The sequence below is a fragment of the Pseudoxanthomonas sp. 97-1-1 genome, from assembly GCF_057773125.1.
In genome coordinates, this window is the sequence record NZ_JBYMTJ010000001.1 from 1,025,681 (window position 1) to 1,051,564 (window position 25,884).

The 25,884-nt window shown below is 66.6% G+C and carries 27 protein-coding genes; 13 read left to right on the top strand and 14 right to left on the bottom strand.

The window, feature by feature from the left end; all coding sequences use genetic code 11:
* Nucleotides 1–11: 11 nt before the first annotated feature.
* Nucleotides 12–242, bottom strand: coding sequence for a hypothetical protein (locus AC3DET_RS04920; protein ID WP_488390890.1), 231 nt, complete (start codon nucleotides 240–242; stop codon nucleotides 12–14).
* A gap of 173 nt (nucleotides 243–415) precedes the next feature.
* Here AC3DET_RS04920 and AC3DET_RS04925 point away from each other — a divergent pair, with 173 nt between their 5' ends.
* Nucleotides 416–1,843, top strand: a complete 1,428-nt coding sequence (locus tag AC3DET_RS04925; protein WP_488390891.1) for a serine hydrolase domain-containing protein — start codon at nucleotides 416–418, stop codon at nucleotides 1,841–1,843.
* A 43-nt stretch (nucleotides 1,844–1,886) separates the two neighbouring features.
* Here AC3DET_RS04925 and AC3DET_RS04930 read toward each other — a convergent pair whose 3' ends face one another.
* On the bottom strand, nucleotides 1,887–2,420 hold the full coding sequence (locus AC3DET_RS04930; protein WP_337730533.1) for an SRPBCC family protein: 534 nt from the start codon (nucleotides 2,418–2,420) through the stop codon (nucleotides 1,887–1,889).
* A gap of 114 nt (nucleotides 2,421–2,534) precedes the next feature.
* Complete coding sequence (locus AC3DET_RS04935; RefSeq protein WP_142123522.1) at nucleotides 2,535–2,981, bottom strand: histone; 447 nt, start codon at nucleotides 2,979–2,981, stop codon at nucleotides 2,535–2,537.
* Between the two features lie 502 nt (nucleotides 2,982–3,483).
* Between AC3DET_RS04935 and AC3DET_RS04940 the strand changes: the two genes are divergently transcribed.
* Nucleotides 3,484–3,606, top strand: coding sequence for a hypothetical protein (locus AC3DET_RS04940; RefSeq protein WP_446537708.1), 123 nt, complete (start codon nucleotides 3,484–3,486; stop codon nucleotides 3,604–3,606).
* Nucleotides 3,607–4,027: 421 nt separating this feature from the next.
* Here AC3DET_RS04940 and gcvH read toward each other — a convergent pair whose 3' ends face one another.
* The 5 genes from gcvH to AC3DET_RS04965 all read right to left on the bottom strand — a co-directional run bounded on the left by gcvH (nucleotide 4,028) and on the right by AC3DET_RS04965 (nucleotide 7,600).
* On the bottom strand, nucleotides 4,028–4,423 hold the full coding sequence (gene gcvH / locus AC3DET_RS04945; RefSeq protein ID WP_277728816.1) for a glycine cleavage system protein GcvH: 396 nt from the start codon (nucleotides 4,421–4,423) through the stop codon (nucleotides 4,028–4,030).
* 84 nt (nucleotides 4,424–4,507) lie between these two features.
* Nucleotides 4,508–5,629, bottom strand: a complete 1,122-nt coding sequence (gene gcvT / locus AC3DET_RS04950; RefSeq protein ID WP_337730535.1) for a glycine cleavage system aminomethyltransferase GcvT — start codon at nucleotides 5,627–5,629, stop codon at nucleotides 4,508–4,510.
* 63 nt (nucleotides 5,630–5,692) lie between these two features.
* On the bottom strand, nucleotides 5,693–6,208 hold the full coding sequence (locus AC3DET_RS04955; protein ID WP_446537711.1) for a hypothetical protein: 516 nt from the start codon (nucleotides 6,206–6,208) through the stop codon (nucleotides 5,693–5,695).
* Nucleotides 6,209–6,640, bottom strand: coding sequence for an NfeD family protein (locus AC3DET_RS04960; RefSeq protein ID WP_446537712.1), 432 nt, complete (start codon nucleotides 6,638–6,640; stop codon nucleotides 6,209–6,211).
* 3 nt (nucleotides 6,641–6,643) lie between these two features.
* Nucleotides 6,644–7,600, bottom strand: a complete 957-nt coding sequence (locus AC3DET_RS04965; RefSeq protein WP_192200289.1) for an SPFH domain-containing protein — start codon at nucleotides 7,598–7,600, stop codon at nucleotides 6,644–6,646.
* 159 nt (nucleotides 7,601–7,759) lie between these two features.
* Here AC3DET_RS04965 and AC3DET_RS04970 point away from each other — a divergent pair, with 159 nt between their 5' ends.
* Genes AC3DET_RS04970 through AC3DET_RS04980 form a run of 3 tightly spaced genes read left to right on the top strand, consistent with a single transcriptional unit; the run spans nucleotide 7,760 to nucleotide 10,264 of the window.
* Nucleotides 7,760–8,323: an RNA polymerase sigma factor gene (locus tag AC3DET_RS04970; RefSeq protein ID WP_337730538.1), complete on the top strand. Its 564-nt coding sequence runs from the start codon at nucleotides 7,760–7,762 to the stop codon at nucleotides 8,321–8,323.
* On the top strand, nucleotides 8,316–9,071 hold the full coding sequence (locus AC3DET_RS04975) for a hypothetical protein (protein ID WP_488390892.1): 756 nt from the start codon (nucleotides 8,316–8,318) through the stop codon (nucleotides 9,069–9,071). The genes AC3DET_RS04970 and AC3DET_RS04975 overlap by 8 nt, the downstream gene beginning before the upstream one ends.
* 29 nt (nucleotides 9,072–9,100) lie before the next feature.
* Nucleotides 9,101–10,264, top strand: a complete 1,164-nt coding sequence (locus AC3DET_RS04980; RefSeq protein ID WP_488390893.1) for a PDZ domain-containing protein — start codon at nucleotides 9,101–9,103, stop codon at nucleotides 10,262–10,264.
* Nucleotides 10,265–10,362: 98 nt separating this feature from the next.
* Here AC3DET_RS04980 and AC3DET_RS04985 read toward each other — a convergent pair whose 3' ends face one another.
* The 5 genes from AC3DET_RS04985 to AC3DET_RS05005 form a co-directional block, all read right to left on the bottom strand.
* Nucleotides 10,363–11,319, bottom strand: a complete 957-nt coding sequence (locus AC3DET_RS04985; RefSeq protein WP_488390894.1) for a DUF6607 family protein — start codon at nucleotides 11,317–11,319, stop codon at nucleotides 10,363–10,365.
* 11 nt (nucleotides 11,320–11,330) lie between these two features.
* Complete coding sequence (locus AC3DET_RS04990; protein WP_488390895.1) at nucleotides 11,331–11,957, bottom strand: Hemin transport protein; 627 nt, start codon at nucleotides 11,955–11,957, stop codon at nucleotides 11,331–11,333.
* Between the two features lie 5 nt (nucleotides 11,958–11,962).
* Entirely contained in the window at nucleotides 11,963–14,257 is a 2,295-nt protein-coding gene (locus AC3DET_RS04995) for a TonB-dependent hemoglobin/transferrin/lactoferrin family receptor (protein WP_488390896.1), read from the bottom strand.
* 147 nt (nucleotides 14,258–14,404) lie between these two features.
* The gene (hemP, locus tag AC3DET_RS05000; protein ID WP_337730543.1) at nucleotides 14,405–14,611 is read right to left on the bottom strand and encodes a hemin uptake protein HemP; all 207 of its coding nucleotides are present in this window, start codon (nucleotides 14,609–14,611) and stop codon (nucleotides 14,405–14,407) included.
* An 82-nt stretch (nucleotides 14,612–14,693) separates the two neighbouring features.
* Complete coding sequence (locus AC3DET_RS05005; RefSeq protein WP_488390897.1) at nucleotides 14,694–15,665, bottom strand: aldo/keto reductase; 972 nt, start codon at nucleotides 15,663–15,665, stop codon at nucleotides 14,694–14,696.
* A gap of 314 nt (nucleotides 15,666–15,979) precedes the next feature.
* Here AC3DET_RS05005 and AC3DET_RS05010 point away from each other — a divergent pair, with 314 nt between their 5' ends.
* The 8 genes from AC3DET_RS05010 (at nucleotide 15,980) to AC3DET_RS05045 (ending at nucleotide 24,770) form a co-directional block, all read left to right on the top strand.
* Nucleotides 15,980–16,552, top strand: coding sequence for a TMEM165/GDT1 family protein (locus tag AC3DET_RS05010; RefSeq protein WP_488390898.1), 573 nt, complete (start codon nucleotides 15,980–15,982; stop codon nucleotides 16,550–16,552).
* A 67-nt stretch (nucleotides 16,553–16,619) separates the two neighbouring features.
* Nucleotides 16,620–17,918, top strand: a complete 1,299-nt coding sequence (locus tag AC3DET_RS05015) for a NupC/NupG family nucleoside CNT transporter (RefSeq protein WP_337730546.1) — start codon at nucleotides 16,620–16,622, stop codon at nucleotides 17,916–17,918.
* Nucleotides 17,919–18,015: 97 nt separating this feature from the next.
* Nucleotides 18,016–19,011, top strand: a complete 996-nt coding sequence (locus AC3DET_RS05020; protein ID WP_488390899.1) for a ribokinase — start codon at nucleotides 18,016–18,018, stop codon at nucleotides 19,009–19,011.
* Between the two features lie 110 nt (nucleotides 19,012–19,121).
* On the top strand, nucleotides 19,122–21,275 hold the full coding sequence (locus tag AC3DET_RS05025) for a TonB-dependent receptor (protein WP_488390900.1): 2,154 nt from the start codon (nucleotides 19,122–19,124) through the stop codon (nucleotides 21,273–21,275).
* A 72-nt stretch (nucleotides 21,276–21,347) separates the two neighbouring features.
* A complete protein-coding gene (locus AC3DET_RS05030; RefSeq protein WP_488390901.1) occupies nucleotides 21,348–22,397 on the top strand; it encodes a PepSY-associated TM helix domain-containing protein in 1,050 nt (349 codons plus the stop codon).
* A 29-nt stretch (nucleotides 22,398–22,426) separates the two neighbouring features.
* The gene (gene dusB, locus AC3DET_RS05035; RefSeq protein ID WP_488390902.1) at nucleotides 22,427–23,425 is read left to right on the top strand and encodes a tRNA dihydrouridine synthase DusB; all 999 of its coding nucleotides are present in this window, start codon (nucleotides 22,427–22,429) and stop codon (nucleotides 23,423–23,425) included.
* 11 nt (nucleotides 23,426–23,436) lie between these two features.
* The gene (locus AC3DET_RS05040; RefSeq protein WP_337730549.1) at nucleotides 23,437–24,264 is read left to right on the top strand and encodes a class I SAM-dependent methyltransferase; all 828 of its coding nucleotides are present in this window, start codon (nucleotides 23,437–23,439) and stop codon (nucleotides 24,262–24,264) included.
* Nucleotides 24,265–24,419: 155 nt separating this feature from the next.
* Complete coding sequence (locus tag AC3DET_RS05045) at nucleotides 24,420–24,770, top strand: hypothetical protein (protein ID WP_488390903.1); 351 nt, start codon at nucleotides 24,420–24,422, stop codon at nucleotides 24,768–24,770.
* Nucleotides 24,771–24,816: 46 nt separating this feature from the next.
* On the opposite strand, the gene AC3DET_RS05050 is transcribed toward AC3DET_RS05045, so the two are convergent.
* Nucleotides 24,817–25,869, bottom strand: a complete 1,053-nt coding sequence (locus AC3DET_RS05050) for a metal-dependent hydrolase (RefSeq protein WP_488390904.1) — start codon at nucleotides 25,867–25,869, stop codon at nucleotides 24,817–24,819.
* Between the last annotated feature and the right edge of the window lie 15 nt (nucleotides 25,870–25,884).

Here is a 25,884-nt window from a genome sequence, read left to right on the forward strand (position 1 = left end):
CCACTCGCGCGTCACGCATCTCCGGGCGGCGACTCGCCCCGGTTGCGGCCCGGCCCCGCATTCAGCCTGTCCGACGCCCGCCGCAGCGCATCGCGCATGCTGAATGCGGTGCCGCGATGTTCCTCAATTACCGGCATTCGATCGCCCACGACGCTCCGCACTTGCAGCGCTGCGGCGAATCGGGCCGAAACGGCGCGGAAATTGCATGCGATGGATAGCAGGCATTCCTGAACGTATCGCATGCGTTCAGCCGCCTGTTGGAAGGTCCGCACCTTACTGAACTGGGACGACCGCCACACCTGTAATCAGCAGCAGGATGAACAACATGGACATGGAATCTCTCCCTGTTTGTGCAATCGAAAAAAGCGGCGTTATGATCCGGGCAGGCAAGGGTCTTACGCAGGCGTCACGCACGATGAAACACAAGACAAGCCGGCGCTCGCTGCACGTCTTCCGGATCGGCCTGGTCGGGCTGCTGCTTCCGCTGACGCTGTCGTCCACGGCACAGACACCGTTGCGCTGGACGTCCGCCAGTCACGGCGCTGAAACCGCCCCGGTCTCCACCAACGCGACCGCGAGCGCGGGTGCCTACGTCTCGCCAACGCAGCCGCGCCCGTACCGCACGGCGCTGACGGGACAGAACATCCAGCCGCTCGCGGCGGGGTTCGATGTGCGCGCCTTCGAGACCATGGCCGAACACCTGACGGTGGGCCAGCGGGTTCCCGGCCTCGCCATGGCCATCGTCCACAACGGCCGCGTGATGAGTGCGCGCGGCTACGGCATCACCGACGTGGTCAATCCGCAGCAGGTTGACGCGCATACGGTGTTCCGGCTGGCGTCCTTGTCCAAGGCCTTCGCCAGCACGCTGACCGGCCTGATGGTGCAGGACGGTTCGCTGCGCTGGGACAGCAAGGTCAACCAGTACGTGCCGGGCTTCCAGTTGAGCGATGCGAACGCGACCTCCCACGTGACCGTCGCGGACGTGCTGAGCCACAGCGTCGGCCTGCAGGCTCACAACGCCTTCGACCGCGACATCGAAGCCAATGCGGAGTACTACGACGTGGCCCGCAAGCTGGCGTACGCGCCGCTGAAGTGCGCACCCGGCGAATGCTATGCCTACCAGAACGTCGCCTTCAGCCTGATCGGCGACGTGGTGTTCGCCGCCACCGGCACGTTCTACGACCAGGCGGTGGACCGTCGCATCTTCAAGCCGCTGGGCATGAACGATGCGAGCATGGGCCTGGCCGGCATCCAGGGCAGTACGCGCTGGGCGCGACCGCATGTGCGCAGCCGCAACGGCTGGGTGTCCCTGACGCCGAAGCCCACCTACTACCGGTTGCCGCCGGCCGCCGGCGTCAATGCCAGCGCCAGCGATCTGGCGCAATGGCTGATTGCCCAGACCGGCCATCGCCCCGACGTGCTGCCGGCGCCGCTGCTGGCGACGCTGCATGCGCCCGTGGTCACCACGCCCGGCGAAATGCGCGGTGGCTGGCGACGCGAACGCATCCATTCGGCCAGCTATGCGCTTGGCTGGCGCGTGTTCGACTACGCAGGCCAGCAGGTCGTCTTCCACGCGGGAGCCGTCCAGGGATATCGCGGCCTGGTCGCACTGGTTCCCGGACAGGATCTGGGCGTGGCGATGGTGTGGAACAGCGACAGTTCGCTTCCGTCGGGGCTGTTGCCGACCATCCTCGATCGCGCAATGGGCCTGCCCGGTGAACCCTGGGTCGAGACACCGGCAGACTACGACCTGCTGCTCGCCGAGTCGCCCGAGGCGACGCCTGCGGACGGAAAGAAGGACAGCGGCACGTCTTCGCACCGCAGCACCGCGTCTCCGCGTTGAGAGGCACGTGCACGGCGGCGCTGCCCGCCGTGCACCCATCGGGTCAGGCCTGCGTGCCTTCCAGCAGCGACTTGAGCTTGCCCAGTCCCTTCTCGTAGTCGGCACCGATCATCCGGTCGAACAACAGGCCCAGCCAACGCTTGAACGGATTCATGCCGTGCTGGGTATCGAACGCCCACGTCAGGCGGGTGCCATTTCCTTCCGGCTCCAGCAGGTAGGCTGCCTGCGCCTGACTGCCGTCGAAGTCGAGCGCCACCACGACGCGCCGGTGCGGCTCGCTGGCGGTGATCTCCTGGCTACCGCTGCCTACGGAACGATTGCCGGACCATCGCATGCGCGCACCGACGCCGCTGGCCGGACCCTCGAACGTGTACTTCGCCTGCGGGTCGTACTCTGCCCATGGCGACCAGGCGCTGAAGCGCTCGAACGAGTTGAGCGTTGCGAAGACCTGCTCCGGGCTGCGCTCGATCACCACGCTGCGCTCCACGTGCGTCGTTGCCGGCAGCAGCAGGCCGCCCAGCCCCAACAGCAACCCGATGGCCGCGATGGCCGCCAGTACCCACTTGAAGAACCTCATGCCTACCCTCCTCGCATCTCCAGAGGAGGCAGCCTAGCCGTTCGCCCATAAAAAAACTCTCCCCCCGCTGGGCACAGGGAGAGAGTCCATGGTGTTACGGCTAATCGGGTTGGCTTAGATCAGCGGAGCCGGGGTTGCCGGCAGCGCGACGGGGGCCGCTTTCTTCTTGGACTTCTTGGCAGGCTTCTTGGCGGCCTTCTTCGCGGCCTTCTTGGCCGGCTTCTTGGCTACTTTCTTGGCAGCCTTCTTCGCGGTCTTCTTGGCAGCCTTCTTCGCCGTCTTCTTGGCGGGCTTCTTGGCTACTTTCTTGGCCGACTTCTTGGTGGCCTTCTTCGCGGTCTTCTTGGCAGCCTTCTTCGCCGGCTTCTTGGCTACCTTCTTCGCAGCCTTCTTGGCGACCTTCTTCACTGCCTTCTTGGCCTTGGCGACCTTCTTGGCGACCTTCTTGGCAGCCTTCTTCACTGCCTTCTTCACGGTCTTCTTAGCAGCCGCCTTCTTGGTGGCCTTCTTGGCAGCCTTCTTGGCGGCCGGTTTCTTTTTCGCAGCTTTCTTCGTTGCCATGTGATGGCTCCTCGTCAATGAACTATGGATTTTTACGTCTGGTTACAGCACATCTGCCCGGAGGCAGGCCCAGCTGCAAGAAACGCCGCGGGAGTCGGACCCGTCGGCAGCCGTCGTCGCGACACGCGCGGCGATGCGGATTCCCCAGGGGGCCAGGCGTGCGAAACCCGGCTCCCTACAAATACGAAAACACCCGTGTCGCCAGGCGACACGGGTGCGATGAAGGAGGTGCTTTGCGTTTTTCCGGGGGAAGCGAGTCCTGCGTCCACCGTGATCCCGGTGCGGACGATGGGCTGTGTTGTCTTTCGCGCTGTCGTGTTGATTCGACTCACTCGCTTCCGCAGGACACTCTGCTTGGGGCGAAACCTAATCACGGTTTTTCAAGGTGTCAACACCTTCGCTCAACTTTTTTTCTCTGGTCGTCATGGCCGGACGGTGCCGGCAAGCGTGGATGGCGGCGACGCCATGCCGCCGACGGGCGAACCCGATTCGACCGACGGACATGCGCCTGAAAAAAAACATCGGTAAAACGCGCTTTTTTTTCTCCGAGGTCCTGCACGCCGCCGGTTGGAGCGACGATGCGATGCGTCCTCGACGGCTGCGCGCTGCCGCCCTGACGGGTTGAACAGCGGCTAAAAAAAACTTTTGCCGAGGGTGTCCGATTTCGCGTCGCACAAGTCGGATTGCGCCGATTTGCGCAAACATTTTTCCTTCCACCGGCGACTTCGTCGCCATCGCCGGCGCCGGAAAGTCGACACGACGGGCATCGCATCGCGGACTCGGCACGCCACTGCACGCGCTCGCATCAGGCAGGCGTACCTGGCATTCCGCTTCGCCGTTCGTCGGCTACGCCCCTTCGCGCGTGTCGCCCTCCGCGCTACGCACGGCGGACGTGACGCGCCTGGCAGCCGGTGATCCGTCCTGGGTGGTGGCGGGAAATCCGTGGCGCCACACGGGAGCAAGAAACGAAACGGGGAACCGGCAACGGGGAACACCAGGTTCCATCGTTGCCGGTTCCCCGTCGGGGGACAGCCTGTGCGGATGCCTCAGTTGTCGTCGTCTTCGATCAGTTCGGCATAGTCGTCGGGCGACAGCAGGTCGTTGAGCTGGTCCGGCTCCTCGGCCTCGATCACGAAGATCCAGCCTTCGCCATAGGCGTCCTCGTTGATGGTCTCGGGCTTGTCGGCCAGCGCCGCATTGACCTCCACGATCTTGCCGGTGACCGGGCTGTAGACATCGGACGCGGCCTTCACCGATTCGACCACCGCGCTGGCGTTGCCCGCTTCGATGCGGTCGCCGACGTTGGGCAGCTCGACGTAGACCAGGTCGCCGAGCAGGCCTTGCGCGTGGTCGGAGATGCCGACGGTGATGCGGCCGTCACCTTCGAGGCGGGCCCATTCATGGGACTTGAGGAATTTCAGATCGCCAGGAATTTCACTCATTGGGGGCTCCGGATTGCTGCTGGGGTCGGGTAGGGGAAGATAGTTTAGCGGAGGAATGCGCGGGTGAAGAATGCCGGGGTGCGATCACGCCAGCACGCCGGGCTGGGCTTGGCCGTCGCGCACGAACGGGAACTTCACCACACGCACTGGCACTTCCTTGCCACGGATGTCCACGCGCACGCCGCCCTCGGCACCGAGCGGGATGTCGCCGGCCGGCACGCGCGCGAAGGCGATGGCCTTGCCCAGCGTCGGCGAGAACGTGCCGGACAGGATCTCGCCGTCGCCATGCGCGGTGAGCACTTTCTGGCCGTGGCGCAGCACACCCTTCTCATCCATGACCAGGCCGATCATCTGCCGCGGCGCGCCGCCGGCCTTCTGTGCTTCCAGCGTGGCGCGGCCGGTGAAGGCGCGACCTTCGTCCAGCGCGACCGTCCAGGCCAGCGCGGCTTCGTACGGCGAGACGGTGTCGTCCATGTCCTGCCCGTACAGATTCATGCCCGCCTCCAGCCGCAACGTGTCGCGCGCACCGAGGCCGGCGGGCTTGACGCCCGCCTCGATCAGCGCGTTCCAGAACGCCACGGCCTGCGCCTGCGGCAGCACGATCTCGTAACCGTCTTCGCCGGTGTAGCCGGTACGGGCGACGAACAACGGCACGCCGTCGGTGCTGGTGGTGTCGGTGGCGGCGAACCGGGTCAGCTTGCCGACCTTCGCACGGTCCTCCTCGCGCAGCAGGCCGTGCACGCGCTCGCGCGCCGTCGGCCCCTGCACGGCGACCATCGCGAAGTCGGGGCGCTCGGTGACCTGCACATCGAACGCGACCGCCTGCGCGGTGATCCACGCCAGATCCTTCTCGCGGGTGGCGGCATTGACCACCAGGCGGAAGAACGCCTCGTCCAGGAAATAGATGATCAGGTCGTCGATCACCCCGCCCTGTTCGTTGAGCATGGCGGTGTACAGCGCCTTGCCCGGCTTCTGCAGCTTGTCCACCGAGTTGGCAACCAGCTGGCGCAGGAACTCCCGCGTGCGCGCGCCGCGCAGGTCGACCACGGTCATGTGGCTGACGTCGAACATGCCGGCGTCGCGGCGCACCTGGTGGTGCTCTTCGATCTGGGAACCATAGTGGATCGGCATGTCCCAGCCGCCGAAGTCGACCATCTTGGCGCCAAGCGCGCGATGGGTGTCATTGAGGATGGTCTTCTGGGTCATGGCGGCGTCCGGGCGGGCAAAGAAGCGCATTATCCCAGAACGCACCAGCAGGGTGCGCCGTCACTACAACCCGTAGTACGCCTCGTTGATGCAGTCGACGGTGCGCGCATCCAGCACCTCGAAACGGGCATCGGGCAGGCGCAGGCGGCCCGCCCAGGCGACATCCTTCAACCATTCCGTCGCCGTGTCGTGCTGGCGCACGATGGCCGCGACGCGGGCATCGTCCTGCCCCTTCACGCGACAGGTACCGAACTGCAGGTAGTAGCCGGGCCGGTCGCCCGCGTATGGCACGGCATCGGTGATGCGCCATAGCGCGCGAGGCCCATCGCGTCCCGCCAACTGGCCGGCCACCACGAAGCGCGGCACCGGCTCATCGCTCTCGGCGGCGGCGGGCGAGGCCAGCACGCCGACCGAGTACTCGCACACACGGTCAGGATCCCGGGACAGGGAAACGCAACTCCCGCCCAGTTCGTCGAGCCCGTCGGGATACGGCGGCATCACCCGGCCAACGAGGTCCGCTGCCGTGACGGACAGCGTTGCCAGCACGGACATCGATCGCGCCAGCCCCGTCGCACCCATCTAGGCCTCCTGCACCTTCAACGTCATGCCATTCACCGCGACCACCCTCACGCGCGTGCCGACCGGCAGGTCGGGGCCTTCCACTGCCCAGAACGCGTCGTCGATCCTGACCCGGCCGCGTTCGCCCTCGATGGCCTGGTCCAGCACGGTCACCGTGCCGACCAGTTGCTCCGCGCGGCGGTTGAGCAGTGGCTTGTCGCTCTGGCGACCCTTGCCACGGAACCACGTGCGGTAGATCTGGATGGACACGAAACTCAGCACGACGAAGGCCGCCACCTGGGCCAGCAGCGGGATGCCCGGCACCACCAGTACGCCGATGAACACCACTACGGCGGCAAAGCCCATCCACAGCATGAAGGCGCCTGGTGCCATGGTCTCGGCGGCGAACAGCAGCAGTGCCACCGCCGCCCAACCCGCAACGTCCCAGCGCATGGCTCAGCCCCCCACCCGCGGCGGCACGCGCGGCGGCGCGGCCTGCTGCTTGCCCAGGGCCTCCTTGGCCAGTTCGGCGATGCCGGCGATGGAGCCGATGATGCCGCTGCTCTCCATCGGCATCAGAACGAACTTCTGGTTGGGCGCCGTGGCCAGCTCCTTGAAGGCTTCCACGTACTTCTGCGCGATGAAATAGTTGATCGCCTGCACGTCACCCTTCGCGATGGCGTCGCTGACCATCTGGGTGGCCTTGGCTTCCGCTTCGGCCAGGCGCTCGCGCGCCTCGGCGTCGCGGAACGCGGCTTCCTTGCGGCCCTCGGCCTCCAGCACGGCGGCCTGCTTCTCGCCCTCGGCACGCAGGATCTCGGACTGGCGCGAGCCCTCCGCTTCGAGGATCTGCGCGCGCTTCTCGCGTTCGGCCTTCATCTGGCGCGCCATCGAGTCGATGAGGTCGCGCGGCGGCTGGATGTCGCGGATCTCGATGCGGTTGACCTTGATGCCCCACGGATTGGTGGCCTGGTCGACCACGCTGAGCAACTGCGCGTTGATGGTTTCGCGCTGGCTCAGCGATTCGTCCAGGTCCATCGAGCCGATCACGGTACGGATGTTGGTCTGCACCAGGGCGATGGTTGCGACCTCGAGGTTGGACACTTCGTATGCCGCCTTGGCCGCGTCCAGCACCTGGAAGAACACCACCCCGTCGACCTTCACCACAGCGTTGTCCTTGGTGATCACGTCCTGGCTGGGCACGTCCAGCACCTGCTCCATGACGTTCACCTTGCGACCCACGCCATAGATGATGGGCACCAGGAAGTGCAGGCCCGGATCCAGCGTGTGGGTGTACTTGCCGAAGCGCTCCACCGTCCATTCGTAACCCTGCGGCACCATCCGCACGGTCTTGAACAGGATGATGACGCCGGCCACCAGCAGGATGATGGCCACGAAACTGGTCTCGAACATCGATGTTTCCCTCTTGGTCCCTGATGCGACCCAGTATAGACCCGCGAGCACGGCCGTCCGGGGCCGCAGCGTGCCGGTGATCGATGAACTTTCCGCACGCTGCGACGGTATTGCCCTCTGCCGCATCCCTGTATGGGACGACCCGACGAATTCCCCCGCTTGAGCCGATCCCAGTTCGCCATCGACGTCCCCGACAGCCTGGTCGCCCGTGCGCGCACAGGATGCAGGGAGGCGTTCGAACAGATCTATCGACGGTTCGAGCGCCCGGTGTTCACGCTGGCGCTGCGCATCTGCGGCGACCGGGAGCAGGCGGGCGATGTATTGCAGGACACCATGCTGAAACTGTTCCACCACCTGCCCGACTATCGCGCCGACTGCCCGTTCTGGGGTTGGCTGCGCCAGATCGCGGTGAACGAAGCGCTGCTCCGCCTGCGCAGGCAGAAGCGGCTGGTGGCCGAGATCGCGGTCGACGAAGACGACCTGCCCGAAGACCAGGGCCTGCCACCCACTGCGGCAGCCGATGCCGTCCTGTTGCAGCGCGCACTCGATGCCTTGCCGGCCGCCACCCGCAGCGTGCTGTGGCTGTACCACGCCGAGGGCTATACCCACGACGAGATCGCTGCACTGATGCAGCGCACGCCCAGCTTCTCCAAATCGCAACTTTCGCGCGGCACCCGTCGCCTGCGCGCGTTGCTGCAGATCGAGGAACCCGTCCATGCCTGATGTCCGCACCCGCGATGCCATGCCGCGTGACTGGGGAGACGCCTTTGCAGGCCTGCCGCTGGAAGCAGCACCCGCTGACAGCTGGGCGACGCTGGTTGCCCGCCTCCCTCCGCCCGTGGTGGTACAGCCCCATCGCTGGCCGCGGCGCGTGGCCATGGCCGCCGCGCTTGCACTCGCCGTGGCGCTGCCCCTGCGATGGACGGACCCAACCACGCCTTCACCCGCACCCCCGACCACCTCGACACATCAACCCGCCCCGCCGGCGGACACGGATTCGCCACCTTTATATGCAGAGGCCGCGAAAGGTCTGCCCACCCCGATCGGCGCGCGCGCCACGGACGCCGCAGCCGCGCGGTCCACGCTCCAGCGCGGCACCCTTCCGGTCGCCCGGCAACGCGCGGCACGTCCCACCGGTGACATCGAGCCTGCAAAGGTCGCAGCGCCCCCCGCCACTGATCCGCTGGATGCGCTGTATGCCGAATCGGCACAACTGGAAGCCGTGCTGGCACGGCTGCCCGAATCGCGCATGGCCAACGCCGCCACGGAAGCGCTGTCCGCCGGACTGCAGGAGCGGGTGGCCAGCATCGACATGGCGCTGTCGCAGGCCGCCTTGTCCGACGACACGCAGGCGCAACTGTGGCAGGCGCGCGTGGACACGCTCCGGCAGTTGACCGGCGTGGAGACCACCCAGCGCTGGCAGGTGGCGCGCGGCGAATCCTATCCGCACCCCGACACCGCGATCTACTGACCCGACACCGACCCATGCCGGAGGCACGCATGAAACCCGCCCTGCTCACCGCTTCGTTGCTGATCATCGCAGCGGCATCACCCCTCGACAGCCTCGCCCGCCAGGACGCAGGCTCCATGCAACAGAAGGAGCTGGAAGCGGCGCGTGCCGACCTGCAACGGGCGGCCAGGCGCGTGGCCGAACTGTCGCGGGGTTCCGCCGTACTTCCACACGCCATTCCCATGCACGGCCCGCTCCAGCGCAAGCCACGCCTGGGCGTCCTGCTGACCGGCGATGACGACACAGGCGTGCGTATCACCGGCATCACACCCGACAGCGGCGCGGCGAAGGCTGGCCTGAAGGCCGGCGATCGGCTGGTCGGCATCGGCGGCAAGCCGATTGCCGGCACCAGTGCCGACGAGCGCCTGGCCAACGCACGCGCGGCCCTCGCGGACTTGAAGATCGACGTGCCCGTTTCGGTTTCCTACCAGCGTGATGGTCGGGACCACGAGACCAAAGCCACGCCCATTCCCATCCGTCCCCAGTTCGCCTTCTCCACCTACCGGATGGCCGGGTCGGACGCGCTCAGTGGTCTGGATGAAGACATCACCATCACGCTCGACGATCTGCCGGTGGGCATTGCACCGGAGGTGCAGCGCGAGCTCCGGCAACTCGGCAGGCTCGGGGATTGCAAGGAGCAGGAATGCAGGCTGCCGGTCCTGGCCGAAGCTTTCCGCTGGAGCAACCTGAATCTCGCCCGCGTCGATCCATCGCTGGGGCGCTACTTCGGAACCGATACCGGCGTGTTGGTGCTCTCGGTGGGGGAAGAGCTGAAGGGCCTGCAGGCAGGCGATGTCATTCGCAGGATCGAAGGCAAGCCGGTGACCACGCCGCGCGAAGTCATGCAGGCACTGCGTGGCAGGCCCGAAGAAGCCAAGGTGTCGATCGACTACCTGCGCGACCGCCGGACGCAAACCACGACGCTGACGGTCCCCGAAGCCACGTCGTTCCGTTTCCCCGCCATGTCGCGGATGGAAGCAGGGCCGCGCGTTGGCGCGACGCCCGGCACGGCGCCGAAAGTCCTCGAAAGCCGGCACGTGATGATCATCGACCAGGACGGCAACGTGCGTACGTTCGAAGACGAGAAAGCCGCCCCGTTGCCGCTGCCCGCATCCCCTGTTCCACCCGCCGGCAAAACCGGCACTCTGCTCTGACCCGCACTACAACAAGAGACGCGTTGAATCCCCTGCCCCCGCATCTGCGGGGGTCTTTTTTCCAGGAAGAACGGCACGTCCCTGTGCCGGAGAGAGCGTCAGCGGACTGTGTCCGCGGTGCCGGCGTGTTCGGGCGGCGCGGGCTCCACCCAGTCGGTGAACACCTTGGCGATGTCCGCGTCCGGCACCGGCTTGCCGGCCTGCACATCGCCGGCCTGGGTGAACAGCGGGATGATCATGGCCATGCCATCGACCTTGGTTTTCAGGTGCAGCCCCGGCGCCCTGGACAGGAAACCGTTCCAGTGCGCCCGTACCTTGGCCCAATACCCGGCCGTGGCCTGCCAGTAATCGCGCGCGGGCCTGAAGTCGACCTCGGTGGTCTTCACGTAGTCGTTGAAGCCGAACTCGCGTGCCAACGCCACCTGCGTGCCATCCGGCTTGCGCAGCACCTTGGTGTTGAACTGTTCGTGCGTCCAGCCATTCGGCGTCAACGTGTGGCGGTTGACGACCGACAGCGCGTTGTAATCGCTGCGCTTGGTGTACTCGCGTCGCGGCAGCGGCCGCCAGCTGAGATCGCTCGTCCAGGTGGCCACGCCGTGGGCGTAGTCCCAGCGGCCGGTGCCGCAGTACCGCGGTGCATCGCTGACTTCGTAGACGCACTGGGTCCAGGCACTGCGGGTCGCCTCGGCCGGGACCGGACGCACCCTCCAGGTCTGGTCGGCACTGAACTCGAAGCGTGTCGGCGCCTGGTAGACCCAATCCTGGCGCCAGTGCTTGGTGACATGGCCGCTCCTGGCGTCGACCAGAATGTGCTGCAGGACGATCCTGGTCGGCGTGTCCTCGACGACGATCACCGTCTCGTCGCCGCCACTGCGCATGGCCGCCTGGCGTTCGTAGCCGGGTTGCAGCAGCACGGTTTCGTCGAAAGCGAAATCAACGATGTAGTCGCCCTGCATCGCCAGGATGGACTGGCGGTCACGGGCGGGATCGGCCGCGGCTGAGGCGGCGTGGCACAGGGCGGCAATCGACAGGATGACGGCGACCGGCTTCTTCATGGTGGCTTCTCTCATTTCAATCTGACCAGCGGAACGACGTTGTCGTCCGCCTCCTTTTCATTCCGTGGATATGCACTCACCGGATGCACGGATGGCGCCCAGCAGCCATCGTGCAGTCCGCTTTCAAGCTCGGCGCCTTCGGCATGCGCGATGCGGCGTGCGGTGGCCACGCCGAGGGCGGACATCAGCGACAGGCTCGCCGCCAGCACCGGCAGCGAGGCAGGCTGCGGCACCGCGTGCAGTTGCAGGGCGCAGGCACGCCACTGGCCTCCCAGAAGGCGGCCGGCCAGGCGCTGCCACAAGCGATCGGCCAGTCCGACCGTGCCCTCGTCGCACCCCTTCGGCAACGAGGCCACCAGGCGGTCCCACGCGACGAAATCGCTGTCCGGAAGCAGGCAAAGACGCCAGCAGCAACGTCCTTGTGCATCGAAGAACAGCAGCCGCTCATCCAGGCCATCGCTGTCGAGTCCGGCATGCGCCTGGACGCGCACCGCCTGCTGCCAGCCCGCGAGTCCGCTGCCCTGCTGCGTGCGGTAGAGACACAGCACCGGACCCAGCGCCGCCACCTGGGCGGCGGTGGGGAACGCATCCCGTGACCTGCCGGTGACAGAGCCCTGCACCGCGCGCAGTGTCGCCATGGCGGCTACCAACTCACCGCCACGCTGGCCGACAGCGAGCGCCCGGACGCGGTGTAGCGGTCCAGCGTGGTGCTGTCGGCTGCGACCAGTGCGATGTCGCCCGCCTCGATGTAGGTGCGATCAGCAAGATTGAAAACGCCGACATTGAACTTGGCCCCGGGCGCGAAGTCCCAGTGCGCGTACAGGTCCAGCACGCCGTAGCCCGGCTGTCGGTAGTAGCGGTCATCGGACACGCGCTGCTTGCGTTCGACGAACCGGCCCGCCAGCTCCAGGCCCCAGGCATCGGCGTCGTACGCCAGGCCGAGCGTCGCCGTGAGGGGATCCACGCTGTCCAGGTCACGGGTGACGACCTGTTCGACGGTGTTGCCGTTGCCAAGATCCACAGACTCCGGCCCCCTGCCCTTGCCCCGCGACCACGCCATCGCGCCACGCAGCGACCATCCCTGCCAGCGCTCGGACAGGGCGCCGAAATCCACGCCCGCCTTCATCTCGACGCCATGGATGCGCGCCTCGGCGATGTTCTGCGACTGGTACACGGACAATCCTGTCGGCCCCAATGCCGGGTCGAATCGGATATTGCGCATGGAGGCGATGAAATCTTCGTACTCGTTGTAGTACCCGCTCAGTTCGGCATACATCGCATCACCCGAGTAACGCACGCCAAGCTCGAGCCCATCGCTGGTTTCCGGCTTCAGATCCGGGTTGGCGATGGCCGTGTAGCCGAACTGCACGTTGGTGAAGCCGATGTTGACGTCGTTGTAGGGCGGCGAACGGAAGCCGTGCGCATACCCGCCGAACAGCGACCAGGCCGGCGCGAATTTCCACACCATGCCCAGCTTGGGCGACACGCTGGTCTCGCGGATGTCGGCCAGCGCCACGCCGGGGTTGTCGGCATCGAAGATCGCGTCATGCCGCGGATCCAGGCGGTAGTGGTCAACGCGCAGGCCCGGCACCAGGCGGAACGCGCCCCCGGCGAAGCCGATTTCGTCCTGCACGTACAGCGCCGCCGTGGTGGTCCTGCTGACCGGGAAGTCGCGCACGGGAAACACATCCGGCGACATCACCGGCGTGCTGGCGCCTGTCAGCGGAAAGGTCCTCAGACCGTCGCGCTTCTGCCGTGTATCACCGCGCGCCAGGTCCACGCCGTAGACAAGGTCATGCCGCACCGCCTGACCGAACGTCTTGCGGAAGTTCGCCTGCAGGCCATACGTCCGCTGGTCGAAGTTGAACTCGCGCTCGCGGATGTCGCGCAGCGTCGGCGCCGCCAGCGTGCGCTCCTCGCGCGTGTACTGGGTGGTCTCACTGTCCTGGCGATACACCTGCCAGTCCAGGCTGTCGGCGAAGCCCGCCGACAGGTCGTCCCATTCGTGCGCAAACGCCACCCGCGCGCGGGTCTGGTGATCGCGGGCGATGACGCGATCGTTGGTGGCGCGCGTGAGCGACTGGTAGCCCTGCTGGTTCAGCAGGTCGGTATCGACGCTGTCTTCATTGCCTTCCACCGTCAGCCTGAAGCGCTGCCCTTCACCAGGCGCGAACACCAGCTTGGCCAGCAGGCTGCGGCCGTCACGCTCCTGCGGGTTCGGCAGCGTACGCGTGGCGCCGGTGCCGCCGACATCGACCTGGTTCTCGGTCTCCTGGCCCTGGCGATGGCTGACGTTGACCAGGCCGCTCCAGCGCTCGCCGCCGAACGCGGCAGTGGCATTGCCGAACAGGCCATTCCAGCTGCTGTCATGACCGAGGCGGAAGCCGAAGTAGGCGTCCTTGCCTTCATCCAGGTAGTCGGATGGATCCCTGGTGATGAAGGACACCACGCCGCCGAGTGCATCCGAACCGTACAGCGAGCTGGACGGGCCGCGCACGATCTCGACCTGCTTCAGCGTATCGAGATCCACGAAATCGCGATTGGCATTCGAGAAGCTGCCGATGGAAAACGCATCGGACACGGCGATGCCGTCGGTCTGGATACGCACACGGTTGCCTTCCAGCCCGCGGATGCGGAAACCTCCCAGGCCGAAGCGGCCAAAGCTGGAAGTGACGGTCACGCCGGGTTCGTAGCGCACCAGATCCTTGATGTCGCGGACCAGGTGATCGTCCAGTTCCTCGCGGTCGATCACGCTGACGATGTTCGGCACGTCGACGACCGCACGTTCGCTGCGCGTGGCGGTGACCTGGATGCGCTCCAGTTCATGCGTGCCGGCGTCGGCGGAAGCGGGAGAAGCCATCGTGGCTTCGGGTGCAGCGTAGGCGGGCCCGGCAAAGGCCAGCCACACGGCCGCGGTAAGCAGCGTGGGGCGCATCATGGCGTACAGCTTTCCTGTGGGTGATGGAGAACCCGGAAGGCTGGCGGCCGGAAAATCCTTGGCTGGCGCCCGGTGGAGAGAGGGAGTGACCGCAGGACGACCGCCTGCGACGGACACCGCGTTGGAGGGCGATGCCGGACTGCGTGGCTACTTGGTGAGGATCAGCTTGTCGTTGCTGGTGTGGCGCAGGCGATAGACGCGATCGCCATGGCGGATCAGCACTTCGCGCTGCCCCTTGAGCAGTGCATCGCTGTCCAGCGTTTCCTCGGCGCGAGGTGCAGCCTGCGGCAGGGACAGGCGCTCGCGCAGCGCCGGCGTGTCGATGGTGGGCAAGGCAGTGACGTTCGAGATCATCGGGAAGCTCCGTGGCGGAACGGAACTTGATGATAATGATTCTTATTACGGAGTCAACGGGTCCGTGCCGGATTTCATTCGTTCAATCGGCCGCCGCGGTCAGCCGGGCCCACACGGCATCGTCGTAGCGCGCCGCCAGTTCGAGCGCCGTGAGGTTTTCGCGCAGTTGCTCCGGGCGGCTGGCGCCCAGGATGACGCTGGAGACGTGAGGGTTGCGCAAGCACCAGGCGATCGCCAGCGGTGCAGGCTTTTCGCCCAGTTCGCCGGCGACCTGGGCGTACCGCCGGGCGCGCTCCCGGCGACGCGCGCCTGCCGTGCCGAAGACCATGCGCTGGAGTTCCTCGTGCCCGGGCTGGCCGAGTCGCGTGTCAGCGGCCACGCCTGCGTCGTACTTGCCCGTCAGCAGGCCGGACGCCAGGGGCGACCAGGTGGTGGTTCCCAGTCCGAGTTCCGCGTACAGCGGCGCATATTCCAGTTCCACCCGCTGCCGGTGCAGCAGGTTGTACTGGGGCTGTTCCATGGTCGGCCCGTGCAGATGATGCCGGCGCGCGATCGTGGCGGCCTCGCGGATGCGCGCGGCTGGCCATTCCGATGTGCCCCAATACAACACCTTTCCCTGCCGCACCAGCGTATCCATCGCCCATACCGTTTCCTCGACCGGCGTGTCCGGGTCGGGACGGTGGCAGTAGTACAGGTCCAGGTAGTCGACCTGCAGCCGCTGCAGCGCCGCATGACAGCCTTCAACCACATGTTTGCGCGACAGCCCGCGCTGGGTCGGGCGCGGATTCTCCACGGCACCGAAGCAGACCTTGCTCGACACGCAGTAACCGTCGCGTGGCAGGTCGAGGTCGCGCAACACCTCGCCCATGACGCGCTCGGCTTCGCCATGGCCGTACACCTCGGCGTTGTCGAAGAAGTTGATCCCTTGGTCCCAGGCCAACGCGATCAGTTCGCGCGCCTCTGCGCGCCCGACCTGTTGCCCGAAGGTCAACCAGGCACCGAAGGACAGTGCGGAGATCTGCAGGCCAGAATTGCCCAGGCGTCGGTAGTGCATGGCGTGCTCCGGTGACAACGACCCATCCTAGCGCCGTTCGACCGGACGACCACGCGATGCCCGCACAAATGAGAATGACTCCGCCGCGGCGGGCGGTGCCTCCGTACAATGCGCGCACTTTCCTCCTCCGGGGAGTAGCCCACCCGTCCTGACGGGGTCCGCGTGTCAACACACTTGGTCGCCGACCATGGTGCGCGGGACGAAGCGATCCGCTTCGCCGGGCAAGACCGAAGGCAGGCGTCGCGCTTACCCGGGCCGGGCAGTGCGTCGTTTGCCTTCGCGTTCGACGCGAATGCCTGGCCCCGGAGTTGCTGATGCTGTCCCTGCATGCCCTGCTGGTTTCCACCGGCACCGTCACCCTGGCCGAAATCGGCGACAAGACCCAGCTGCTGGCCCTGCTGCTGGCAGCGCGCTATCGCAAACCCTGGCCGATCGCGCTGGGCATCCTCGCGGCAACCTTGGTCAACCATGCGATCTCGGCCTGGCTGGGCGCGGAACTGACCGAGTGGCTGTCGCCCGAAGTATTGCGATGGGGCGTGGCGGCGAGCTTCCTGGCCGTGGCCCTGTGGACGCTGAAGCCGGACACCCTGGAGGACGAGGCCGACAACCTGCCCGCGCATGGTGCGTTCCTGGCAACGACGGTGGCCTTCTTCCTGGCCGAGATCGGCGACAAGACCCAGGTAGCGACGGTGTTGCTGGCCACCCGGTACGAACCGCTGTGGCAGGTCATTGCCGGCACCACGATCGGCATGCTGCTGGCCAACCTGCCGGTGGTCTGGCTGGGCCATCGCTTTGCGGACAAATTGCCGTTGACGCTGGCCCGGAGGCTGGCCGCCCTGGTGTTCCTGGCGCTGGCCGGCTGGGTCGCCTGGCGGGGCGTCGGCTGAACGGTCGCGCGCGGGGGCCGGCTGCTAGACTGCGCGATCAGAAAAACGACGATGGCTGGGGGATGGCATGGTGGAAGTCCTGGGGCGGATTGGCTTTGGCCTGTTCGGCCTGGCGGTGCTGATCGGCATCGTCTGGCTGTTTTCCAACAATCGGAAGGCCATCGACTGGAAGCTGGTCGCCACCGGCATCACCCTGCAGATCGCCTTCGCCGCCCTGGTGCTGCTGGTGCCGGGCGGGCGCGAGGTGTTCGACGCGCTGGGCCACGGCTTCGTGAAGATCCTCAGCTTCGTCAATGCCGGCTCCAGCTTCATCTTCGGCAGCCTGATGAACACCGAAACCTACGGTTTCATCTTCGCCTTCCAGGTGCTGCCCACCATCATCTTCTTCGCGGCACTGATGGGCGTGCTGTACCACCTGGGCGTGATGCAGTTCATCGTGCGGATCATGGCGCTGGCCATCACCAAGGTGATGAAGGTGTCGGGCGCGGAAACCACCAGCGTCTGCGCCAGCGTCTTCATCGGCCAGACCGAGGCACCGCTGACGGTGCGCCCGTACATCCCGAAGATGACCGAGTCCGAGCTGATCACCATGATGATCGGCGGCATGGCGCACATCGCCGGCGGCGTGCTGGCGGCCTACGTGGGCATGCTGGGCGGGGGCGACGCCGAGCAGCAGGCGTTCTACGCCAAGCACCTGCTCGCCGCCAGCATCATGGCCGCCCCGGCCACGCTGGTCGTCGCCAAGTTGCTGATCCCGGAAACCGGTACGCCGCTGACGCGCGGCACGGTGAAGATGGAAGTGGAGAAGACCTCCAGCAACATCATCGATGCCGCCGCGGCCGGTGCAGGCGATGGCCTGAGGCTGGCGCTGAACATCGGCGCGATGCTGCTCGCCTTCATCGCCCTCATCGCCCTGCTCAACTGGCCGCTGACATGGTTCGGTGAAGCCACCGGCCTGGCGGCGGCGATCGGCAAGCCGACCGACCTGGCCACGATCTTCGGCTACCTGCTGGCCCCCATCGCGTGGGTGATCGGCGTGCCGTGGCAGGACGCGACCACGGTCGCCTCGCTGATCGGCCAGAAGGTCGTCATCAACGAGTTCGTCGCGTATCTGCAGCTTGCCGACATCGTCAACGGCAAGGTCCCGGGCGTGACGCTGTCGGAAGAAGGCAAGCTGATCGCCACCTATGCGCTATGCGGCTTCGCCAACTTCAGCTCGATCGCCATCCAGATCGGCGGCATCGGCGGGCTTGCGCCCGAGCGGCGCTCGGACCTAGCGCGCTTCGGCCTGCGCGCCGTGCTGGGCGGCACCATCGCCACGCTGATGACGGCCACCATCGCCGGCGTGCTCTCGAACTTCGGCTGATCCGGGCCGGGCGGCCGACGGCCGCCCCGCTCCTTCCGTTTACGTTTCCCCCCCGTGACCGTGGCGCTGCTGCGGTCCGGACTGCAGGTACCGCACCATGAACACGCCATCATCCTCCGCCTTCCGCGTCGTCGTCGTGGGCTCCTTCAATGTCGACCACGTATGGCGCTGCGATACCCTGCCGAATGCCGGCGCAACCATCGCCGGACGCTATGCCAGCGGTCCGGGCGGAAAAGGCTTCAATCAGGCCATGGCGGCAGCCCGCGCGGGCACCTCCACCACCTTCGTCTGTGCCCTGGGCAACGATGCCGGCGGCACGCTCGCGCGTGAACTGGCGGCACACAACGGTATGGACCTGCGCGCGCAGGCCACCGACGAGCCCACCGGTACGGCCGGCATCTATGTGGATGGGCACGGCCGCAACATGATCGTCATCGGTGCCGGCGCCAACGCGGCGCTCGATACCGCGTTCGTATGGCAACAGGACGCAGCGTTCGCGAACTCCGCCGTCGTGCTCGTGCAGCTGGAATCACCCACGGACGCCGTGCTGTCAGCTCTGCAGGCCGCACGTCAACATGGTGCGATGACGGTACTGAATCCCGCGCCCGCGAATGCCGCCACCACGACCGATCTGCTGTCCCACGCGGACATCATTACGCCCAACGAAACCGAATTCGCCGCCCTGCTGGCGCGCCATCTGGGCGAGCGCATCAGTGCCGACGATGTCGCCACGCTGGACGGCGTGACCCTGCACCAGCATTGCCGCCTGCTGTTGCCGCACGGCATCGTCGTTGTCACGCTGGGCGCCACCGGCGTCTACGTATCGCACCCCGACGAGCAATTGCGCGGCGATACGCGCGCGCACTACCGGGTGGCCGCGGAGAGCGTCAATGCCATCGACACCACCGGTGCCGGTGATGCCTTCAACGGCGCACTGGCCGCCTCGCTGGCGGCGGGCGGCTCGCCGGTATTCGCTGACCACGTTCGCTTCGCAAACCGCTACGCGGCCCTTTCGACTGAAAGGAACGGAGCGGCGCTGGCCATGCCGTTGTTGAGCGAGATGCAGGCACGCTTCGACACGGTGTCCGGCTGAACAAGGGTTCCGGTCGGGAGTTGAGCCGGATGGCCGCCGCCGACACCTCTGGCTACTGATAACCATTCTCATTTAAAATGGGCGGGTCCGATATCCCAGACCTGTCCCCCATGACCCTTCCGCTTCGTCTGAGCCTGCTTTCGCTCGCCCTCTCGTCTGTCCTGAGCCCCATCGCCGTTGCGCAGTCGAATGACGCTGTCAAACTCGACCGCGTGACGGTCTCGGCAAGCACCAGCCGCATTCCGGATTCGGCCGCGGCACTGCCGAATACCATCACCATCATCGATCGCCAGCAGTTGGATCAGCAGCTGGCGCTGACACAGGACCTGTCCCAGGTCCTCGCCAACCTGATTCCCGCATTCACGCCTTCACGCCAGAAGCTGACCAACGCCGGTGAGAACCTGCGCGGCCGCAAGCCGCTGTATCTGGTCGACGGCGTACCGCAGTCGACGCCATTGCGCGAAGGCGGGCGAGACGGCCACACCATCGACCCGGCGATGATCGAGCGCATCGAGGTGATCCATGGTGCCAATGCGCTGCAGGGGCTGGGCGCCTCCGGCGGCATCATCAACATCATCACCAAGCGCGCCCCCCGGAAAGACGGCGAGACGTTCCACGACGTCAGCGTCAGCGGAAGTGTCGCGGCCCCCAGGGAAGACGACAGCGCGGGCTACAAGGCGTCCTACGTCTTCGGCACGCGCCGCGGCGACGTCGACTTCGTCGGGGGCGCGTCCCTTGCCAGCGAGGGGCTCTACTACGACGGCGATGGCCGGGCGATCGCCGTCAACGATGTCCAGGGCGACCTGATGAACGCGCGCAGCTACAACTTGTTCGCCAAGGTCGGCTGGAATCTCGACGACCAGCGCCGGCTGCAGGTCAGCGCCAACCGCTACGAACTGCAGGGCAACAACGATTACCACACCGTGCTGGGCAACATCGCCACCGGCCAGCTGGCCACGTCCGCGCCCGGCGGCAGCGAAGGCGAAGGCGCCCGCAATCGCTCGACCTCGGTGGTGCTGGATTACACGGATCACGATCTAGCCGGCGGCTTCCTGCAGACGCAGCTGTACTGGGTGGATTTCAAGGCCCTCTACGGCGGCAGCTACTGGGGCGATTTCTGGGGCGACGGACGCGACCCGGACTGGTACGACCAGTCGCAGAACGCGTCCGAGAAGCTCGGCGGCAAGTTCAGCTGGTCGCGCGGCGACCTGTTCGGGCTGAACCTGCGCGCCACATTCGGGCTCGACCTTGCCCGCGACAGCACCTACCAGGAACTGGTCTACGCAGGGATCGACTGGGTGCCGGAAACGACCTACGAATCCGTCTCGCCCTTCGTGCAGGCGGAATGGCGGTTCGCCGACGCCTGGCTGCTGACGGGCGGCCTTCGCCACGAGCGCGGCGAACTGCAGGTGGACGACTACCTCACCATCCCCGACCAGCGCACCGTACCGGCCGGCGTGAAGGGAACGCGCTACCTGGTCACCGGCGGCACCACCCGGACCACCGAGACGCTGCCGAACCTGGGCCTGGTGTGGGAAGCCACCGATGCGCTGAAGCTGTACGCGTCCTATGCCGAAGGCTACACCGTGGCCGATATCGGTCGCGTGCTGCGCGGCATCACCGCAGCCGGCCAGCGGGTGGACAGCCTAGTCGACCTGCAGCCGGTGATCGCCGACAATCAGGAGATCGGCCTGGACTACGACGACGGCCGCTGGCTGCTGCACTTGGCCCTGTATCGCTCCGACTCCGACCTGGGCTCGCGCCTGGCCTTCGATACCGCGACGCAGACGTACGCGGTGGTCCGCGAACGGACCGAAATCAAGGGCTTCGATGGCAGCCTGTCGTTCCGCTTCAGCGACGGCATGCGCGCGGGCCTGGCCTACGCGCGCAGCGAAGGGCGCTACGACAGCAATGCCGATGGCCGCGTCGACAGCGATCTGCCGGGCATCAATATCAGCCCCGATCGGGTCACCGGGTTCTGGGAAGCGTCGTTCACGCCATCGGTGGACGTGCGCCTGCAAGCGAGCAAGGCACTGGACCGCGACTTCGACCTGCGCGGCAACCAAGTCGCCGGCTTCGACGGGTACACCACCGTGGATCTTCTGGCACGCGTCAAGCTGCCAGTCGGGACACTGAGCGTGGGCGTCGAGAACGTCTTCTCCGAGCAGTACGTCACCTACTACTCGCAGAGCACGCCCCGCAACGACACCTACACCGCCGGACGTGGGCGAGTGCTGACGGTGGGCTGGTCGCACCGCTTCTGATCCACGCCGACAACGCCCCGCATGTTCCCTCGCCAGGCCATATCGCCCCCCTCCGCATGGCGTGTCCGCGCCATGCTGAAGTGGTTGCACCTGTGGCTGGGACTGTCCGCCGGTCTGGTGTTCGCGGCAGTGTCGCTGACCGGCACGGTGTTGGCATTCCAATCCGAACTGCTGTTGGCTGCGCATCCCGAACTGGCACGCGAACGGCTGCCGCCGCTCGCGCTGCAGGGCCATGCGCTGGCGCGGGTCGTGGCAGGTGCGGAAGACTGGGGCATCCGTTCCATCGACCTGCCCTCTCCGCGCCTGCCTGCCTGGCAAGCGTTCGCCAGCAAGGGCGAACGCCATTACTTCGATGCCGCCAGTGGCGAGCCCTTACTGGTGCGCAACACCGGCAACGACGCGGTGATGTGGCTGCGCGACCTGCACACGCACCTGCTGGCCGGTGAGGCCGGCGAGGATGTGCTGGGCGCATTCGGAATCGTGGCGCTGTTCATGCTGTTGTCCGGACTTTACCTGTGGTGGCAGCGCCTGGCGTCGTTGGCCTCAAGCCTGCGCTGGCATGCGCGCCCGCCGCCCCGGCGCTGGCTCAGCTGGCACCGCAGCCTGGGGGTGTTCCTGCTGCCATTGCTGCTGGTGGTGACCTTCACCGGCGTGGCGATGGTGTACAGCCAGCCGTTGCGAAGTGCGCTTCGCTGGACGTTCGGCGACGGGCCCGAGGTCGTGCCGCCCTTGCCGATCGAACGGGAGACCACCTCCATCGATTGGCGGGCCGTGCTGCTCACCGCAGCGGATGCGGCCCCGCGTGGCAGCGAACTCCGCCGCATCAGCCTGCCCAAGGGCGATGACGCCATGGTGTCGATCCGTTTCCGCGCTCCCGGTGAGTGGCACCCCAACGGCCGCAGCGTTGTCTGGATGGATCCATACCGCGCAAGCGCGGTGCAGGTGCACGATGCGACAGCGCAGGATGCCGGTGCCCGCATCAGCGAGGCGATGTATCCGTTGCATGGCGGCTTCGTGGGTGGGCGTGCATGGCAATGGGCCATCGCCGCCGCAGGTCTGTTGCCCGCCTTCCTTCTGGCGACCGGCTTCCTGTTCTGGCGCGCGCGACGCCGCCGGCACTGAGCCTGGGGGGCCGGCGGTACAATGCCGCCATGCAGATCGGCCCCTACCGCATCGAACCGGCGGTGATGCTGGCCCCCATGGCCGGCGTCACCGACAAGCCATTCCGGCTGCTGTGCAAGCGGCTGGGCGCGGGCATGGCGGTGTCGGAAATGACCATCAGCGACCCACGTTTCTGGAACACCTCCAAGTCGCTGCATCGCATGGACCACGAGGGCGAACCAAGCCCGGTCAGCGTGCAGATCGCCGGCACCGAACCGGAGCAGTTGGCGAATGCCGCGCGCTACAACGCCGACCACGGCGCACAGATCATCGACATCAACATGGGCTGCCCGGCGAAGAAGGTGTGCAACACCTGGGCGGGTTCCGCGTTGATGCGCGACGAGCCGCTGGTGGGCCGCATCCTGGAAGCGGTGGTGAAGGCCGTTGATGTGCCGGTGACGCTGAAGATCCGCACCGGCTGGGATTGCGACCACCGCAACGGCCCGGTGATCGCGCGCATCGCGCAGGAAAGCGGCATCGCATCGCTGGCGGTGCATGGTCGCACCCGCGACCAGCACTACACCGGCAGCGCCGAGTACGAAACCATCGCCGCGATCAAGGCCGCGCTGCGTATTCCCGTGGTGGCCAACGGCGACATCGATTCCCCGGACAAGGCGGCGCGCGTACTGGCGCAGACCGGTGCCGACGCCGTGATGATCGGCCGCGCCGCGCAGGGGCGCCCGTGGATCTTCCGCGAAGTCGCCCACTTCCTCGCCACTGGCGAATACCTGCCGCCGCCGTCGCTACCCGAGGTGCGCGACATCCTGCTGGGGCACCTGCACGCACTGCATGGCTTCTATGGCGAACCGCAGGGCGTGCGCATCGCGCGCAAGCACCTGGGCTGGTACGCCAGGGACCGCCCCGAAAACCTCGCATTCCGCGCGGTGGTCAATCGCGCCGAGAGCGCGGACGAGCAGGTGCGGCTGACACGTGACTACTTCGACGCCCTGATCGCCGGCGTCGCGCCGGTACTGCCTGCCGCCGCCTGAGGAGAGAGCCCATGTCCGAGAACGATGAACGCCCTGCCTACCTTCATGGATTCTCGTCGGTCGAACAGGCGCGCCTGATGAAGCAGGCGCGCCTGCTCGAAAGCACGCTGTTCAACCATGTCGACTACACCGGGGCACGCCGGTTGCTGGAAGTGGGCAGCGGCGTGGGGGCTCAGACCGAGATCCTGTTGCGCCGCTTCCCCGACGTGCACGTGACCTGCGTCGATTTCAACGACGTGCAACTGCAGGCCGCGCGGCAGAACCTGGCCACCATGCCCTGGTGCCGCGACCGCTACACCCTGCAACAGGCAGATGCCAGCCGGCTGCCTTACGGCGCGCGCGAGTTCGACGCTGCCTTCCTCTGCTGGATCCTGGAGCATGTGCCGAACCCGGCACGCGTGCTGAGCGAAGTGCGCCGCGTGCTGGCACCCGGTTCGCCGATCTACATCACCGAAGTGATGAACTCATCGTTCCTTCTGCATCCCTATTCGCCGAATACATGGCGCTACTGGATGGCATTCAACGACTTCCAGTACGACAGCGGCGGCGACCCGTTCATCGGCGCGAAGCTGGGCAACCTGCTGCTCGCCGGCGGCTACCGCGACGTCGCCACCGAGATCAAGACGGTGCACTTCGACAACCGCGAGCCGGCACGGCGCAAGGACATGATCGCGTTCTGGGAAGAACTGCTGCTGTCGGCGGCCGACTCGCTGGTCGAAGCCGGCCGCGTGACGCAGGACGTCGTGGACGGCATGCGCCGGGAAATGCGCGACGTGCAGAACGACCCGGATGCGGTGTTCTTCTATGCGTTCGTGCAGGCGCGCGCAACGGTTTACTGATGAAGGTATACGCACGCTAAACATGACCTGAGTCACCGTGCTTTCCGGCACTGGGGCGTGCAGCCATGCAGCGCGAGGATGGGCGTGCCGGTTCCCCCGCCGGCCTGCGGAGTACCGCAGCCAACAAGCGGTAATCACCTCCCCTGGAGGCTGTCATGAATGCAAGAACCCCGCTCTTCGTCGCCTTGTTCGCCCTGCCCTTCTCCGTGCAGGCCGGCGACAGCATCAAACAACTTGCCGATTACACCGGCATGAGCGAACGCAAGGTACAGATGGTGATCGGTCCGCGCACCGCTTTCCCGGAATATCGCGCTTCCTACCAACGCGCCGCCACCCAGTTCCGTGCCGCGGTGGGTGAAGACAATTTCCGGCGGGCGTTGAACGGCGAGTCGTTCGTCCTGGAACGCCGCACCGATTCCAGCCCGCAGCAACGTGTTGCGGTGGACGCGGTGCCGGCAGCGCACCCCGCGGACCCCGTCCGCAAGGAACGGCTCACTGGCTCCTGACGCCTCGCCTGTCCCACGGGGCTGACGCGCCGGCTTCCACGACGCGTCAGCCGATGGCGGACCGCAATGGCTCCGTTGATGGATGACGGATGCGATGCCACATGGCGGCAACCAATTGCAGCAGCCCTTCCGTGCCCGACACGGGTGCGGCCCAGGGCTGTTGCACCGGCGTCACCGGAGTCCACGCTCCGTCGCGTCGCTCGGCCACTTCGAAGCTGAAGCTGTAGTCCGGCTCCAACCCCATTCGCAGATCCGACAGCACCAGGCGATCCTGCTGCACTCGCGCGCGCATGAAGCCGCGGTTGAACCAGGACAGCCGCTGGACCGCTGGAACAGCGTGCGCCTCCGCCAGTGCCTGCACGTTGGACGGATAGCCGCGGAACTGCAGCGGACCGTCATCGGCCAGGACGGATCGCTCCGCTTCCACGTATCCGGACGGCGTCATCGCCACCACGCGCCACAGCAGCGTATTGAACGGCATCGGCACGGAGAAGCGAGGCGCACCGCCCAGCCCCATCGAGGCAAGCGTCCGCTCCGCCTCGCGATCGACCATGGCCTTGGCCAGCAGCGACCACCCCAGGTATGCGCTGCTCAATACCAGACCGACCGCGAGCGCGCGTTGCGCCGCGGCGCGTTCGCGCAGGAACCACGCCACGATGCAGGCCACGAGCAACCACACCGTGTACAGCGGATCGATGATGAAGACGCTGGACCACATGACCGGCGGCGGCGTCAGTGGCCACCACAGCTGCGTGCCGTAGACAGTAAAGGCGTCCAGCAGCGGATGCGTGACCAGGGCCAACTGGATGGCCCAGAACCACCGCGTCGGCGATGCGGCAACCCGCCCATTGCCGAACCGCTTGAACAGCCACCAGACCAGCCAGCCGACCAGGGGCAACACGAATAGCGAATGGCTGAAACTGCGATGCACAGTCATCAGCGTGACCGGGTTGTCCGAGAACAATGCGATGGGCAGGCTGTCGAGGTCCGGCAGCGTGCCGAGGGCCGCGCCCGCGAGCAGCGCGGCACGGCGATGCGCGGCGGGGGCGATGGCGGCGGCGATGGCACCGCCGAGGACGATCTGGCTGAGGGAATCCATGCGGCGATCCTAGCA